The organism is Spirosoma gilvum, from assembly GCF_054776815.1.
Genome location: NZ_BAAHBH010000001.1, coordinates 17,836 through 34,105, shown reverse-complemented (window position 1 = coordinate 34,105; position 16,270 = coordinate 17,836). Strand labels below are relative to the sequence as shown.

Below are 16,270 nucleotides of genomic sequence, written 5' to 3'. Positions count from 1 at the left end.
TTTAGGTTAAGTACAAGTTACGGTGGGTACGGAATCCCTGCGCCAAGTTGAGCGCGGGGATTTTTTTTGGCAGTATATCAATTTCGAGTATAACGTAAAGCATAGGCTTGCTAATATAATTAATTACCAAGCCAATAAACCTATGGGACTCCACAATAAATTGCGTAAAACATGGACGCCCTTGTAGAAAAAAATCCTCAGTAATAAAAATAGCCCTTTTCACTAAACTACTAATTACCAGCCAATTGCCTATGCGATTTAATCAGTGGTACAGTATTTTCTAATACCTTCACATTATTGGAACCATAAGTCATTCACAAAAGTTAGAAACCATGAAATCATTACCAGGAGTTTTAGTAGGATTAGCGGTAGGCGCAGTGATAGGTGTTCTGCTGGCTCCCGAAAGCGGCAAAAAGACTCGTAAGCTCATTTCGTCGGAAACGGATACGTTTTTTAAGGACTTGCAGGACCAGCTTCAGTCAGGTATAGACAGCATTAAGAAGCAGTATAACGACTATGTTGATTCGGCAGCCGATAAAACGCACGAGTTGACTGCTCAGGCAAAGCGGAAAGCCAAACAATAAGCGACGTGACGCTTGTCAACTAAAACGAAACTCACCTAAAACACACAATAAAATTATGAGAAGCTCAAGAGATTTTCTGGCCGGAATTATTACAGGCGTTGTTATTGGCATTCTGACAGCACCTCGCAGTGGGAAAGAAACACGCGATAAACTAACTGAGGAAGCTAATAAACGTACCGGCGACCTGAAAGATCAATGGGAAAAAGGCGTTACTCAAGTTAAAGAAGGATACGAGCAGGCCAAGAGTCAGGTAAACCAGTACGCTGATAAAGCTAAAGATCAGTATAACCAATATAAAGATCAGGCTCAGGCGGCACTTAACAAAAATAAAGAGGACGCTAAAGATCAGTACAATGACAAAGTCGACCAACTGGCCGATAATGCGAAATTGAACTAATCAATTGTTTGGATTTACTCAACGTTTTTGAAAATAAGAGACACCCCGTCTGGTTCGCCAGGTGGGGTGTCTGCCTTTTAAGGGGTTTAATAACCTTTTAATATGGCCTTAAGAACCATTTAATTAGCAAATAGGACTTTTGTTTTACCATCTTAATCCGGTCAATCAGGTAATTAACTAGAGGGTTAATGGTGAAACAATCTCATGAAAAAGTACCTGCTTACGTTAGTTCAATCCTGGTTTGGCCTAAAGCCGGAACCTGTACTGATAAAAATCGTATCTGGCGTGGAACCTTTAAAAGCCGGTCGCCCAACCCAGCCTGGTTCCCCTGATCAGTTAGTTTCACATCGTCGTTGGTTGATGATCGTAAGCGCCAGCTTGCTACTGATCAATGGCCTAAGTAGTTGCAATAGCTCAACACCACCCACATCGGCTGTGGATGAATCTAAAGCCAGCCAGGAAAAAAACCTGCTGGCCACGGCTGCTTTAGACACTGCCAGGCTGGAAAACGCCCGCAATGAACTGAATCTGACGGGCAAAATCACCTTCAACCAGGACCAGGTCGTTAAAGTCTTTCCGCTGGTTGGCGGTCATATTGAAACCCTGAAAGCCGACCTGGGCGATTATGTCAAAAAAGGGCAAACCTTAGCCGTTATTCGCTCGGGTGATCTGGCCGACCTCGAACAACAGGCCGTAGCTGCCCGAAGTCAGCTTTCGTTAGCTCAGAAAAACATGCAGGTTACGGAAGATATGACCAAAGCCGGATTAAGTTCGCAGAAAGATCTGGTGGCTAGCAAAGAACAGTTGGAAGCGGCTAAGGGCGAAGTAAACCGGGTAAATGAGCGCCGACGGATTGTAGGTGGCAACGGCTCCGTTTATATTGTTAAAGCACCTGTAAGTGGGTTTATTGTCGAAAAAACAGCCGCTCAAGGTATGGAACTTCGCTCCGATGACCCTGAGAACTTATTCACCATCTCTAATCTTGATCATGTGTGGGTTATGGCCAATGTGTATGAGTCCGATCTGGCCAATGTAAAAGAAGGTGATCAGGCTACCATTACAACACTCTCCTACCCCGACAAAATCTTCCATGGTCGTATCGACAAAATATTCAATGTGCTCGACCCTGAAAGCAAAACCCTGAAGGTTCGGGTTACCCTCGAAAATGCCGATTACCGACTCAAGCCCGAAATGTTTGCCAATGTGAGTGTCACCTATGCGGGTCACGATCAGCGAATTGCTATTCCGGCCAAGGCGGTCGTTTTCGACAAGAACCGCAACTTCGTGGTGATGGTCAATAAAAAGAATCAGCCACTAGTCCGTGAAGTAGACATTTATAAGTCAATCGGCCCTAAAACGTATCTGGCGGGCGGTCTGGCCCCCGGCGACCGGGTTGTTACTGCCAATAACTTACTGATCTATAACGCACTGGGAAATTAATAACTGTAGACTCCTTCAACTTCTAGTAAGTTCAAAACTTTCGGGGAGTTGAAGGAAGTACATAATCTTACAAATAAAAAGATCGGCTTACGTAAGCCGATCTTTTTATTTGTAGAAGCTGTTTAAACTTTCCTTGAAAAGCTTTTTGTCATTCCGACGAAGGAGGAATCCCAATGTTTTTTAGTTATTGATTTGGAAAACTTGAGATTCCTCCTTCGTCGGAATGACAAAAGCGTTCATTTTAAGATTATTCTCAGAAGTTTAAACCGTCTCATTATCTACAATATTTATTTCTTCGTCACCCGAATGGAAATCCGGCGGTTTTGAGCGCGGCCTTCTTCGGTGTCGTTAGAAGCAACGGGGTGCTCCTGACCATAACCTTCAGCTTCCAGACGATCTTTCGAAATATCCATTTTCTCCAGTTCAGTCCGAACCGAATTGGCCCGATCCTGCGAAAGCTTGAAGTTGGCCGCAGCATTTCCTGTGTTGTCAGTATAGCCTCCTAGCTTAATGTTCACGCCAGGATACGCTTTCAGGATTTCGGCAATGTTCTTCAACTGCTCCTGCGACTGTGGCTCCAGCGTAGCACTGCCCGTCTGAAACAGCAGCCGGTCGAAATCGAACCAGGTGGTTTTGTCAACAGGCTTGTCACTTTTGATGAATGCCAGCAGTTTATTTTCGACCCCAAACTCAGGGATGTTTAGCTCAACGCCACTGGTCAGTTTCTGTATACTGAACTCACCCAGCTGGGCATTGGGCGTACTTACTTTATCATTGTCGGCTGCCGTCGATTCTTCGAGGGGCACTTCGGTGCCAGCCGCTACTTTGCCTTCCCGGTTATAGCCCGGTGTTTCGGATGATTGGACCGCAATATAAGGCGCAATGACCAGCGAAACGATCGACATCAGTTTGATCAGGATGTTCATCGAAGGACCCGACGTATCTTTGAAAGGGTCACCCACTGTATCGCCCGTTACCGATGCTTTGTGTGGCTCCGATTTCTTATAATAGGTTTGTCCGTTGATTTCGACACCCTTCTCAAACGATTTCTTGGCATTATCCCAAGCCCCCCCAGCGTTGTTCTGGAAAATCCCCATCAGTACGCCCGAAACCGTTACCCCAGCCAACAGGCCACCGAGTACTTCTGGCCCGAAAATAAACCCAACAATAACGGGAACCGTTAAGGCTATAGCGCCGGGCAGAACCATCTCGCGGATGGAAGCCTGGGTTGAGATCGCTACGCATTTTTCGTATTCAGGTTTGCCCGTACCTTCCAGAATACCCGGAATTTCGCGGAACTGACGACGAACCTCTTCCACCATTTTCATAGCGGCACGGCCTACTGCCGCAATCGCCAGCGACGAGAAGATAAACGGAATCATGGCCCCGACAAACAACCCAGCCAGTACGTCGGCTTTATAAATGTCGATGGCCGAAATACCCGAAATACCCACGAAAGCCGCAAACAAGGCAAGTGCGGTCAATGCTGCCGATGCAATAGCAAAACCCTTACCTGTAGCGGCCGTCGTGTTACCCACAGCATCCAGAATATCGGTACGACCACGAACCTCTTCGGGCAGGTAACTCATTTCGGCAATACCACCCGCGTTATCAGCAATCGGTCCGAAGGCATCAATCGCCAACTGCATAGCTGTTGTCGCCATCATACCGGCCGCTGAAATAGCAACACCGTACAGACCAGCAAAATGATAAGACGTGTAAATACCGGCTGCCAGCACCAGAATTGGTATTACAGTCGATTCCATACCCACTGACAAACCGCCTATGATGTTCGTAGCCGCCCCCGTAGCTGATTGCCGGATGATGGACAATACCGGACGACGACCCATAGCTGTGTAATATTCGGTAACGGTACTCATTAATGCCCCAACTATCAGCCCCGTAACAATAGCGTAGAATACGTCCATCCGCGTAAACTCCACACCCCGAATTTCCATATTCCCGGTGGGTAGCATTGCATTCACCAGGAAATAAGAGGCAATCAATGTGATGATAATCGACGCCCAGTTGCCTAAGTTTAGTGCCCCCTGTACGTTTCCATTCTCATCTTTCACGCGAACAAAATAGGTAGCAATGATAGAGAAAATAAGCCCCAGACCAGCAATGACCATTGGCAATACAATAGGAGCATGGCCAATAATTGGATCACCCGGAATTTTGATTTCGCGACCCAGCACCATCGTAGCTAGAATCGTTGCCACATAGGAACCGAAGAGGTCAGCACCCATACCTGCTACGTCGCCTACGTTATCACCTACGTTATCGGCAATGGTAGCTGGATTACGCGGGTCATCTTCCGGAATACCAGCTTCCACTTTACCAACCAGGTCAGCACCTACGTCTGCCGCTTTTGTATAAATACCGCCACCTACCCGAGCAAACAACGCAATTGATTCTGCACCAAGCGAGAAACCTGCCAGCACTTCAAGTGCTTTCTCCATCGGTAAACCATTAACATCACCCGATGGCTCAACATATAATTTGTAGAGAACAATAAATAGGCTTCCTAGACCCAGAACAGCAATACCGGCTACCCCAATACCCATCACGGAACCACCCGTAAACGATACATCTAAAGCACGGGCCAAACTGGTACGGGCAGCATGAGCGGTACGAACATTGGCTTTGGTGGCAATATTCATCCCGATGTATCCGGCCAGGGCCGACAGGAAAGCGCCCAGTACAAACGACAGGCCAATAACGGGACTGGAATTTTCAACTAAGGTACCTGAATAGGCCAGCAGAAGAGCCACCACGATACCGAAATAAGTAAGAACGCGCCATTCTGCTTTCAAAAAGGCGATGGCACCATTGGCAATATACGACGCGATTTCCTGCATCCGGTCATCGCCAGCTTCCTGTTTGGAGACCCACAGGAATTTGGTGTACATAATCACCAATCCGACAAGACCCAGTACGGGAACCAGATAAACACTGTAATTCATGCGACTAAGTATAGGTTTGAGAAATAATTGCCCCCAAAGATATGATTTGAGGGGGATAACCCAACGCCCAAAACAGCGTTTGTTGACTTTTTTTGAGGTTTATTACGTTTTTTTTAGGAACAAAAACGACTAGAAATCGGATTCTCTGGGCTATACTCCTTACTATCAGAGCAGTACTGCTCATACATACCTAACTACTTACGCCCTCTCCAATCATTAAGTAATAAAGCCTAAGCATTTGCAGACAAGGCGTTAAACTCGCAGCTTTATAGTCAGCTAATTACCCATTCATACTGCCTATAGCAAGCTTATAAAGCTAGCTTCGGTCAATTACCTCTAGTTATAGGTAATTGACCAATTACAGCCGTACAGATTAAAGCACGATTAAATTTCAGTTTATTTCGCCTATAATTCCAATTGTAAAATATAATTCCAAATATAATTTTACTAATAAAATAAAATTTCATTATCATTGAATTAATCTTGCTGTCCCAATAGGCAAAATTTGCTTTTTCTTAACTTAACTAATCTCTATGAAGAAATCTTTACTGCTGAGCAAACTCAGCGTAAACTTGCACTGCTTTTTGATATGGGAGCAGAGGCCCTTTCCACCAAACTGGCTACACCTCAAACTACGCTATTGTATGAGCTTATCGCCCAACGCTATAGCTGCCTGCTAATTCAGCCGAAGCGTTTAACGAATCCGTCGGCTGGCGAAGGCAACACCCGTGGTTTAAGTGATCATTTCTCTACAGTCGGGTATGCAGAAGTTCCAGCGGTTCATTTATCCGCAGGGCGAAATCAGTATGAGCCGAATGTGTCCAAATCATTGTCCGATCCGTTGCAGAAATTTCCGATCTTCCAATAAATACGTTTAGTTGTTAGGTAATACGGGTTAAAAGGCTATCCTTTTAGGGTAGCCTTTTCTATGCTTTCGTTGTAAATTTGTCAATTCCATCTTAACTGCTGCTGACTGTGTTGCTCCCAAAACGCCTACCCGTTCTACTTTTTGGTTTATTATTCAGTATCTCTTTATCTGCTCAGGTTCCTTACGGCCCTATCAAACCGGCCCCTGCTGGCGAAATTCTGTCGAACCTGAAAAAACTAAACATTCTCGGCACGGTACTTTATGTAGCCGCCCATCCCGACGACGAAAACACGTTGTTTCTGGCTTATATGGCTAAAGGACGGCTCGTACGGACGGGCTATCTGGCACTGACGCGGGGCGATGGTGGGCAAAACCTGATCGGTGCAGAACAGGGCGAAAACATTGGCGTGATTCGTACACAGGAGCTACTAGCCGCCCGGCGCGTCGATGGTCCCGATCAGTTTTTCAGCCGTGCCTACGATTTTGGCTTTTCCAAATCGACCAACGAAGCGGTGCGAACCTGGGGTCAAGATAAAGTCCTGGCCGATGTGGTCTGGATCATTCGTAAATACCAGCCCGATGTGATCATCACCCGTTTCCCACCCGATGCTCGTGCAGGTCATGGTCACCACAGCGCATCAGGGTACCTGGGCGAAGAAGCGTTCAAAATCTCGAATGACCCGACCAAATTTCCGGAACAACTGGCCTATGTAAAACCCTGGCAGGCCAGGCGGATTCTCTGGAACGTATTCATTCCGGGTGCCTTCATGAGTAACAAGAAACCCGACGAAGCGGGTAACCTGATCGGTATTGAAACAGGCTTGTATAACTCCTTACTAGGCAAATCGTATGGCGAAATAGCCTCTGAGAGCCGTAGTCAGCATAAAAGCCAGGGATTTGGTGTAGCACCCAACCGAAATGCCCGTATCGATTACCTGCTGCTGAAAGGTGGTGATCCTGTTGAAAAAGATCCATTTGATGGGATTGATGTAAGCTGGAAGCGGGTCAAAAACAGCGACGCCGTTCAGACACAGGTTACACAGCTCATTTCGTCGTTCCGTCCCGATCAGCCGTCGGCTTCGGTTCCGGCACTGGTGCAGTTGTATGGGGCACTTGGTAAGCTGGATACGACGAATAACTATGTGAAAGCGAAACGGCAGGAGGTCCAAACCCTGATCCAGCAATGCCTGGGCCTGTGGATGGAGACCAACCCAACCGATTTTGCCGCTACGCCGGGCGAAACAATCAAAATATCGACCAATGTGGTCAATCGGGAAGAGTTTCCGGTCAAGCTGGTCAGTGTTCATTACTCGACAGGAAAGGATACAACCCTCAATCTGGCGCTGAAACCGAACGAAGTGGTCCAGTACCCTACCCTACTCATAATTCCGAAAACACAGACGATTTCGCAACCCTACTGGCTCGAAAAACCGATTGATAAAGGCTTGTTTCAGGTCGATAATCAGCACTTGATCGGCCTGCCCGAAAATCCACCCGCTGTAGCGGCTAGTTATACCGTTGAAATCAATGGTCAACGCTTTGTATACACACGGCCCGTCGTTTACAAATCAACGGATCCGGTCGATGGTGAAATTTACCGGCCATTTATCGTTCAGCCTGAGGTAACGGCCAACTTGACCGAGCGGGTATTTACTTTCAGCGATAACACCCCCAAGACATCCGATCTGATCCTGAAGGCTGGCCGTGCCAATGTGTCGGGCACGCTAACACTTACAGCACCGACTGGCTGGAAAGTTGAGCCTGCTTCAGTTCCATTCTCGCTGACGTACAAAGGTGATGAGCAACGGGTAACGTTTACGCTGGCACCAAACGGACAAGCCAAAGATGGAAAACTACAGGCTACCATGACTACCGGGACAGGCACCTTCAGCACTGGCCTACGACAGATTGCCTATAAACATATTCCGACGCAAACGCTGTTTCCACCAGCCGAAGCCAAACTGGTAAAACTGGACATCAAAGTAACCGCGAAAAACATTGGCTACATTGTGGGAGCTGGCGACGAAGTTCCGGCTGCCCTTCAACAAATGGGTTGCAAAGTCACGATTCTTGGAGCCGCTGAACTCAACGGGAACCTGTCTGGCTACGATGCCATTGTGGTTGGGGTTCGGGCGTACAATACCAATCAGTGGCTAGCTCGCTACCAACCTAAACTACTGGATTATGTAAAGAACGGAGGCAATATGATTGTCCAATACGTAACACCCGGTAGCTCATTCCTGCGTAATGACCCGGCTTTGCCGCAACTCGGGCCCTACCCATTCTCAATTGGGGCTGAGCGCGTTACGGAAGAGGATGCCAAAATGACGTTCATTAATCCTCAGCATCCATTGCTCAATTACCCGAACAAAATCACGGAGGCCGATTTTAATGGCTGGGTTCAGGAACGTGGTATTTACTTCGCGAAAGAGTGGGACAAAGCCTACGAACCCATTTTCTCGGCCAATGACCAGAACGAAGCGCCCAAACAGGGCAGTTTGCTGTATGCTACCTACGGCAAAGGTCATTTTATGTATACCGGACTCGTTTTCTTCCGTGAACTCCCTGCCGGTGTGCCCGGTGCGTATCGCCTGTTTGCCAACATGATTTCAGCGACAGGTAGCCCGGCTGCTTCGGTATCAGGTTCGCAAACCCGCCACTAACCAGCTATAAGTCAGCACACTGTGCTGTCGGGTTCTTAAACCCGACAGCGTGAGGTTTCTCAAAACCGAACGAACAAGCTACACTCGGTTTTGAGAAACCTCGCTGAGTCAAGTTTGAGAACCTGACTCCACTACAAAACCTGACTCCACAGTTATTCTATTTCTTCCAGCGTCCAGAATAGCCGTTTGCCTTTCAACCCAGCCTGGCGCATCATTTCGTCGGCTCCGGCTGATGGACCGCCGATGCGTACAACACCATCGCAATGGTCAATTAGACGAACAGCTACAGGATGAAAGATCTCATTGAAAATGGCATCACCCAGTTGGGTTGAACCAGCGGTTTTAATCAGAGGCAATGCCAGCCATTCACCACAGATAGGTGTATGTCCTTTTCGGTAGACAGCTAGCGCGGCCTCTTCCATCCGATGCATATTCTCGGCAATCAGAGCAGGAGCATCATTCGTGCCGGAGCGATACGGACCAGCAATCAGGATCAGCATATCAGTTTAGGGAGTTGGTTAGCTGCTGTAGGCGAAGGTATTGCAGCAGCATAATGGTTTTACCGTCCATTATCTCACCCCGTGCTACCATGTCCATTGCCTGACCGACCGGCAGTTCCAGAATATCGATCTCTTCTTCGTCGATTCCCCCACCGGCTGCCCGCTCGGTATCGGCAGTGTAGTGTGCGAGATAAAAAAACAGCTTTTCGGTCACTGAGCCGGGACTCATATAGGCTTCCATCACCTTTTGAACCGACTGAATCCGGTAGCCCGTTTCCTCTTCGGTCTCGCGTCGGATGGCATCATCCGGGTGTTCATCATCCAGCAAACCGGCACAGGCTTCGATAAGCATACCTGTCGGGTTGCCATTCACGAAGGTGGGTAACCGGAACTGACGTGTCAGAATCACCGTGTTGGCTTGTGGGTTGTAGAGCAGAATCGTAGCACCATTGCCCCGATCGTAGGCTTCCCGCTGCTGCGTTGTCCACTGGCCGTTTTTACCCAGATAGTTAAATGTAAATCGTTTCAGAATGTACCAATTGTCGGAGAGTAGTTTCTCCTCCGTTATTTGTATGCGATCGACAAGCATTTGTTCTTTTTTGTTTTATTTTGTTTATTTTTGTTCAAAACAAATCATTTGCGCATGAATTTCCAAGAGCGGAAGGGCTTAATTGTACAAACGGTCGAAGAACGAGGCTCCATTGATGTTCGTGAACTGGCCGAATTGCTTCAAACATCTGAAATGACCGTCCGTCGGGATTTGACTCAACTGGCGGCTTCGGGGCTTATCTATCGGACGCATGGAGGGGCGATGAAGGTAAGTCTGGCCACGGATACCCACCGTTTTGCCAACAAAACCGCCGTCAATGCCGAACGCAAAGACTACATCTGCCAGTTAGCTGCCAGCGAGATTCAGGAAGGGGATGTCATTTTTATGGATTGCGGCAGTACAGTTTTTCGGCTGTGTCCATTTATCCGTAACAAACGTATTACGGTCATTACGAACTCACTGCCCGTAGTGGCCGAACTCATGAGTTCAGAGGTTACAGTCAATCTGATTGGGGGCGAATTGGATAAAGAACGGCAGGCGGTTCATGGTTTGATTGCCGAAGAACACATGGCCCGCTATCGAGCTAACCGTGCCTTTATCGGTGTCGATGGCATTTCGCTGGCAAATGGATTGAGTGCCAATAGCGAAAAAGAAGCCAGTACAGCCGTAGCAATGGCCCGACAATCGGAACAGGTCTACCTACTGTGTGACTCCTCGAAGCTCGAAACAACCAAATACCTCCAGTTTGCTCCGTTAAGCCTGTTCGATGTATTGATTACCGACAACGACGCATCACCCGACCTTCTAGCAGCGTATCAACAGGCCGGTGTTAAGTTGCTGCATTGATCCTTTGCCAAAAACTGTCAGGCAAAGGAGACTGGTTAATTCGAATTAGCGGTTACGGTTCATATTTCATCTCTATTTGCCCTTTTGAGCGTATCAAGGTTTAGTTTTGCCTTTCGAACTTCTTACGGCTTTCTGACGTAGTGCGTCAACGATATATGTACCAAATCTGGATTGATACCGGCGGCACCTTCACCGATGGACTCGCTCTTGATCCACAGGGGAATTTACACCGAACTAAAGTACTAAGCAGCAGCCGTTTGCGCGGGCAGTTGGTTGATGGCAAACTAATAGCGCCCTGGTTAACAGCTCCCATTTTCGACGGTTACCAGCTTCGTATCCTGGAAACCGATGAGGTATTCACTATTGAATCGCTAGCAGTCGATGGGAAGCTGGTGCTGCGTAACGCGGACATCTTGTCCGCATTGTCACCTGCGGACAAGATGTCCGCGTTACGCACCGTCGAAATCTATACAGGTGAAGAAGCTCCAGTTTTAGCCGCGCGGCTGTTAACCCAAACGCCTTTAAACAAACCGTTTCCGGCTTTGGAAATGCGACTGGGTACCACGAAAGGAACCAATGCGCTGCTGGAACGAAAAGGCGGACGTATAGCCCTGTTGGTGACTAAAGGGTTTAAGGACCTGCTAAAAATCGGAACCCAGCAACGGCCAAACTTATTCCAGTTAGCGATTCCCCCTGCTGAAGTACTTTACGATTCTGTTCTTGAAGTCGATGAGCGGATAGCGGCCGATGGTCAGTTAGTAACCGCCCTATCTGCACAAACCTGTACGTATCTGATTGAGGAACTTCGGCAACTACAACCCGATGCTATTGCCATCTCGTTTCTGAATGCCTACCGCAACCCTACGCATGAGCAGCAACTTCGCGAAGCTTTAAGCGCAGCCGGTTTCACGCATATAACACTCTCTACCGATACCTCCGTAACGCCCCAGTACGTATCACGTACCCAAACAGCAGTGGTAGATGCCTATCTGACGCCCGTAATGCGGTCGTATCTGGATAATGTACAGCAGCAACTGGGGGGTAATCCGGTTCGCATTATGACTAGCTCCGGTGGTCTGGTTCGGGGGGATCTGTTCCAGCCGAAAGATAGTTTGCTTAGCGGGCCTGCGGGGGGCGTCATTGGCGCATCTGAAATTGGTAATCAACTGCAATCGGCCCAATCAAGCACCGGAATCCTAACCCTCGACATGGGTGGTACCAGTACCGATGTAGCCCGCATCCAGAACGGATTAGATTACCGGTTTTCTACCAAAATTGGCTCATTTGATTTACAACTTCCTTCACTTGCCATCGAAACGGTAGCGGCTGGGGGCGGGTCAATCTGCTGGTTTGAAAGCCACGGAGCCACATTGGGCCAGCTACGGGTCGGGCCACACAGTGCCGGTGCCAATCCCGGACCGGCCTGTTATGGAGCGGGTGGTCCGTTGACCATCACCGATGTCAACTTGCTGCTAGGCAAACTCCATCCAAAGCAGTTTGGGATTCCGGTTTTCCTTGAAAAAGCACAAACTGCATTAGAAGAGGTCTTACAGCAAGTGGAAAGCAAAACGGGAAATCGAACAGATGCCTTGAGCTTACTTCGTGGATTCGAGCAAATTGCCAACGAAACGATGGCGGGGGCCATTCGTAAGATTTCTGTATCGCGCGGCTTCGATCCGAACGAGTATAGTTTACTAGTATTCGGTGGCGCTGGCGGATTGCACGGCTGTGCCATTGCCCGATTGCTGGGTATGGAACAACTCATTTTACCCTTCGATGGTGGTCTGTTGAGTGCCTATGGCATTGGGCAGGCCCAGATTGAGCGACTGGCATCAAAATCTATCTTAAAACCGCTAGCGGATCTTGGCAGTGACCTATCTGGCATTAGTAGCAGCCTGATTGATACAGCAACCGCAACACTACGACAGGATGTCGGCCAGGATGTACCTATCGAAACAAAAAACATTTCGGTATTTCTTCGCCTGCTCGGCCAGGAAGCCACTGTCGATGTTCCATTCAGCCATCATCTTGAGGAGAATTTCCGACAAAAATACCAGCATCTTTATGGTCATTTCCCCGAAAATCGCCCCATTGAGGTTGAGAGCATCCGTGTGATGGTCAGCACAACAAACGTTGAGCCATCTATTACTGGCAATCCTGTAAGTCATCGCCATGCCGTACCGGCCTTTATGACCGATACGTATCCGGCTTACGACTGGATGCAATTGCAGGAGGGTGATACCTTCCGTGGGCCCGCCTTACTGCTCAACACAACCTCCTCTGCCTTTATCGAACCCGGCTGGCGGCTCATCGTTCAGGCCAATAAAAATGCCCTTGTTGATTACATCGCAGACCTCGAAGAAGAGCCACACTCCGCTACTGTTTTTCAGGAATGGGAAACGAGCGAGGAGGTCATCCAACTTGAATTGTACACACAACGTTTCCGGGCTATTGCCGAAGAAATGGGTGCCCAGTTGCAGCGAACCGCTTTTTCGGTGAATGTCAAAGAACGGCTCGATTTCTCCTGCGCCCTGCTCAATGCCCAGGCCGAACTGGTTGCCAATGCCCCCCACATTCCGGTCCATCTGGGTAGTCTCGGCATCTGTGCCCGACTGGTGCTGGAAGCGCTGCCTCCTCTCGAACCCGGCGATGTAGTCATTACCAATCACCCAAAGTATGGCGGCTCGCACCTTCCTGACCTGACCCTGCTAAGTGGAGTTTTCACCGACGATAATCAACTGATTGGCTATGTAATTAACCGGGCGCACCATGCCGAAATTGGGGGTAAAGTTCCCGGATCGATGCCACCCGATGCTGTATCGCTGGTTGAAGAAGGGGTTATACTGGAACCGACCTATGTCGTCAAAAATGGTCAGTTTATGTGGGATTCAGGGCTAGCGGCCCGATTTACGGATTGCCCCTACCCTACCCGTGCGTTAGCCGAAAATAAAGCCGACATTGAAGCGGCACTGGCTTCGCTACGGGCAGGTGAACAAGCGCTACAAACCCTTGTCCGGCAACATGGACTGGCAACAATTCATCAGTATATGAACCGCCTTCAGCAATCGGCTACGGATGCCATTACAGCGGTTTTACACCCCATGAGCGGACAGATTTTTGAAGCCGAAGAATCGCTGGACGACGGGCATCTGATCAGGCTAAGCATTTCTATTTGGGCCAATGATGTAGCCGCTCCGAATCAGGTTCAGCCACGTATTCGCTTTGACTTTACCGGCACATCGGGCACGCATCCCAACAACCTCAACGCCAATATATCCATTCTCTACAGTGCAGTTCTGTATGTACTTCGGTTGTGGTGCGGACGCGATATTCCGCTGAATGAAGGGCTGATGGCTCCCGTTGAGTTAATCCTGCCAGAATCCTCTTTTCTGAACCCAATTTTTCCCGCTGACCATAACAAATGTCCGGCTGTGGTTGGGGGCAATACGGAAGTCAGTCAGCGTCTTGTCGATACGTTGTTGAAGGCATTGGGGTTAGCCGCCTGTAGCCAAGGTACGATGAACAACTTCCTCTTTGGCAAGTCGTCCGCGACCCCGGAACCCTTTGGTTATTACGAAACCATTGGTGGGGGTGCAGGTGCTACGGATGGTGCTGACGGGCGATCGGCGGTGCATCAGCACATGACCAACACCAAACTTACCGACCCCGAAGAACTGGAACGGCGCTACCCTGTCCGACTGCATCAATTCAGTATTCGTACCGGCTCCGGTGGTAATGGCCGATGGCGGGGTGGCGATGGTATCATCCGCGACATCGAATTTTTAGAACCTGTTCAGGCTACTCTACTGAGTCAGCATCGGATAGCATCTCCTTACGGAATCCAGGGTGGCGATGCCGGACAGCCAGGCCGTCAGTGGGTGAGGTCGTTGACTGGCGAGGAAGAACCGTTACCGGGTATTTTTACCCGAGCCATGCAACCGGGCGAACGCATCCACATCGAAACTCCGGGCGGAGGTGGTGTTGGGAAATGAACAGAGTTAGCAATAATGTCTATTCTGGCACGAATGCTCTAAAACTTTACTATCTTTATTGCTCTCCTATCTAAACCGATATAGAAAGAATAACTCAACCCATTTGATTTCTTTGGGTTCAAAAACGACGTATGAATCACTTTTTGATCTGTTCTAACGTCTTATTAGTCTGTAGTCAATGAATCCTGCCGTTATGTCCGACAACGACTCACTGGGTCAACAGTCGGTGGTTGATTATAAAAAAAAACAAAAACAGCGTAAAGCACTGGCCTATCTCTATGCCGAGGGAAACAGTACACTCGCTCAATTGACGAAGGTGCTGCACGGTAGTGTTCCGTCGGTTACCGGTTTAGTTGAAGAACTTATTGAGGATAAATGGGTTGCCCCCATCGGCATTGGCATTGGCAGCAATGGCCGACGGCCGGTTCTGTTTGGGCTAAACACCAAACAGAATTATATAGCCATTCTGGACGTCAGTACGCACGACACCAAAATCCTGTTTATGGATACCCGGCGCAATGTGGTTTCGCGCGAAAACTATTCACTACGCATAGCGGACAACCCAACGTTTATGCCATCGCTGGCCCAGTGTTTTACAAACGCCCTGGCCGCTTCCGGCCTCAATAGCAGCGATGTATTGGCTATCGGGATGTCAATGCCGGGGTTAATTGACGCCCACCGGGGATTGAATCTAACGTATAAAAGCCTGAATCCCGCCGACACATCGTTAACCAACTGGCTCTCCGAACAAACGGGCAAACCTGTCTACCTTATCAACGATACCAAAGCCACGGTATTGGGCGAAAGTCGGTTTGGGCGGGCCAAAGGCAAAAAACAGGTACTGGCCATCAACATCGACTGGGGAGTCGGGCTGGGTATTGTCATCAATGGTGAAGTATTTCAGGGAGCCAGCGGCTTTGCGGGTGAACTCGGGCATATTCAGGTCGACCCATCCGGTGAGCGATGCCACTGTGGTAAGATTGGCTGTCTGAATACAATTACTTCCGCTTCGGCACTGGTCAGTCGGGCGCAGCGCGATATTCTGGCCGGACAACCGACCAAGCTGGCCGCCTTTCGCGATCATGTAGACCAGATCGATATTGACGATCTCATTCAGGCAGCTCAACAGGCCGACTCATACGCCATTAAAATTCTGAACGAAGTAGGGTTTCAACTCGGAAAAGGCCTATCAGTTGCCATCAGCCTGCTTAACCCCGAAATAATTATCGTCGATGGGGTCCTGGCCAAAGCCGCTTCATTTATTTTGACCAGCATAGAAGAAGCCATCGGCCAGTACTGCCTGGGCGATTTTCAGAATGACCTCCGAATCGAAGTAACACAACTTGAGGGAGCCGCCAACTGGTTAGGCACTCATGCGTATGTGATGGAAGATATTTTAGCTACCTATTGATTTGGTCGATTAGTTGAATAGTGCAATTGCACTATTCAACTAATCGACCCGCT

The 16,270-nt window shown here is 48.7% G+C and carries 11 protein-coding genes; 8 read left to right on the top strand and 3 right to left on the bottom strand.

All coding sequences use genetic code 11. From position 1 onward, the window contains the following. Window positions 1-332: 332 nt before the first annotated feature. The 3 genes from ACYVFD_RS00120 to ACYVFD_RS00110 all read left to right on the top strand — a co-directional run bounded on the left by ACYVFD_RS00120 (window position 333) and on the right by ACYVFD_RS00110 (window position 2,421). Entirely contained in the window at window positions 333-584 is a 252-nt protein-coding gene (locus ACYVFD_RS00120) for a YtxH domain-containing protein (protein WP_461087291.1), read from the top strand. Window positions 585-639: 55 nt separating this feature from the next. Beyond that, complete coding sequence (locus tag ACYVFD_RS00115; protein ID WP_461087289.1) at window positions 640-981, top strand: YtxH domain-containing protein; 342 nt, start codon at window positions 640-642, stop codon at window positions 979-981. Window positions 982-1,185: 204 nt separating this feature from the next. Next, window positions 1,186-2,421 (top strand): efflux RND transporter periplasmic adaptor subunit, encoded by a 1,236-nt coding sequence (locus ACYVFD_RS00110; protein ID WP_461087287.1) that lies wholly within the window; start codon window positions 1,186-1,188, stop codon window positions 2,419-2,421. A 287-nt stretch (window positions 2,422-2,708) separates the two neighbouring features. Here the strand turns inward: ACYVFD_RS00110 and ACYVFD_RS00105 are convergent, their stop codons facing one another. Then, entirely contained in the window at window positions 2,709-5,387 is a 2,679-nt protein-coding gene (locus ACYVFD_RS00105; RefSeq protein ID WP_461087285.1) for a sodium-translocating pyrophosphatase, read from the bottom strand. Window positions 5,388-5,892: 505 nt separating this feature from the next. On the opposite strand from ACYVFD_RS00105, the gene ACYVFD_RS00100 reads away from it, so the two are divergent. Next, the gene (locus tag ACYVFD_RS00100; RefSeq protein ID WP_461087283.1) at window positions 5,893-6,255 is read left to right on the top strand and encodes a hypothetical protein; all 363 of its coding nucleotides are present in this window, start codon (window positions 5,893-5,895) and stop codon (window positions 6,253-6,255) included. A gap of 110 nt (window positions 6,256-6,365) precedes the next feature. Beyond that, window positions 6,366-8,918 (top strand): PIG-L family deacetylase, encoded by a 2,553-nt coding sequence (locus tag ACYVFD_RS00095; protein WP_461088598.1) that lies wholly within the window; start codon window positions 6,366-6,368, stop codon window positions 8,916-8,918. 152 nt (window positions 8,919-9,070) lie between these two features. Here ACYVFD_RS00095 and ACYVFD_RS00090 read toward each other — a convergent pair whose 3' ends face one another. Together ACYVFD_RS00090 and nudK are read right to left on the bottom strand one after the other, a co-directional pair. Next, window positions 9,071-9,418, bottom strand: a complete 348-nt coding sequence (locus ACYVFD_RS00090; RefSeq protein ID WP_461087281.1) for a DUF4406 domain-containing protein — start codon at window positions 9,416-9,418, stop codon at window positions 9,071-9,073. A 1-nt stretch (window position 9,419) separates the two neighbouring features. Further along, window positions 9,420-10,007, bottom strand: a complete 588-nt coding sequence (gene nudK, locus ACYVFD_RS00085; protein ID WP_461087279.1) for a GDP-mannose pyrophosphatase NudK — start codon at window positions 10,005-10,007, stop codon at window positions 9,420-9,422. A gap of 54 nt (window positions 10,008-10,061) precedes the next feature. Between nudK and ACYVFD_RS00080 the strand changes: the two genes are divergently transcribed. The 3 genes from ACYVFD_RS00080 (at window position 10,062) to ACYVFD_RS00070 (ending at window position 16,217) form a co-directional block, all read left to right on the top strand. Beyond that, the gene (locus tag ACYVFD_RS00080; protein ID WP_461087277.1) at window positions 10,062-10,814 is read left to right on the top strand and encodes a DeoR/GlpR family DNA-binding transcription regulator; all 753 of its coding nucleotides are present in this window, start codon (window positions 10,062-10,064) and stop codon (window positions 10,812-10,814) included. A gap of 155 nt (window positions 10,815-10,969) precedes the next feature. Then, the gene (locus ACYVFD_RS00075) at window positions 10,970-14,806 is read left to right on the top strand and encodes a hydantoinase B/oxoprolinase family protein (protein WP_461087275.1); all 3,837 of its coding nucleotides are present in this window, start codon (window positions 10,970-10,972) and stop codon (window positions 14,804-14,806) included. A 178-nt stretch (window positions 14,807-14,984) separates the two neighbouring features. Beyond that, entirely contained in the window at window positions 14,985-16,217 is a 1,233-nt protein-coding gene (locus tag ACYVFD_RS00070) for an ROK family protein (RefSeq protein WP_461087274.1), read from the top strand. Window positions 16,218-16,270 lie beyond the last annotated feature (53 nt).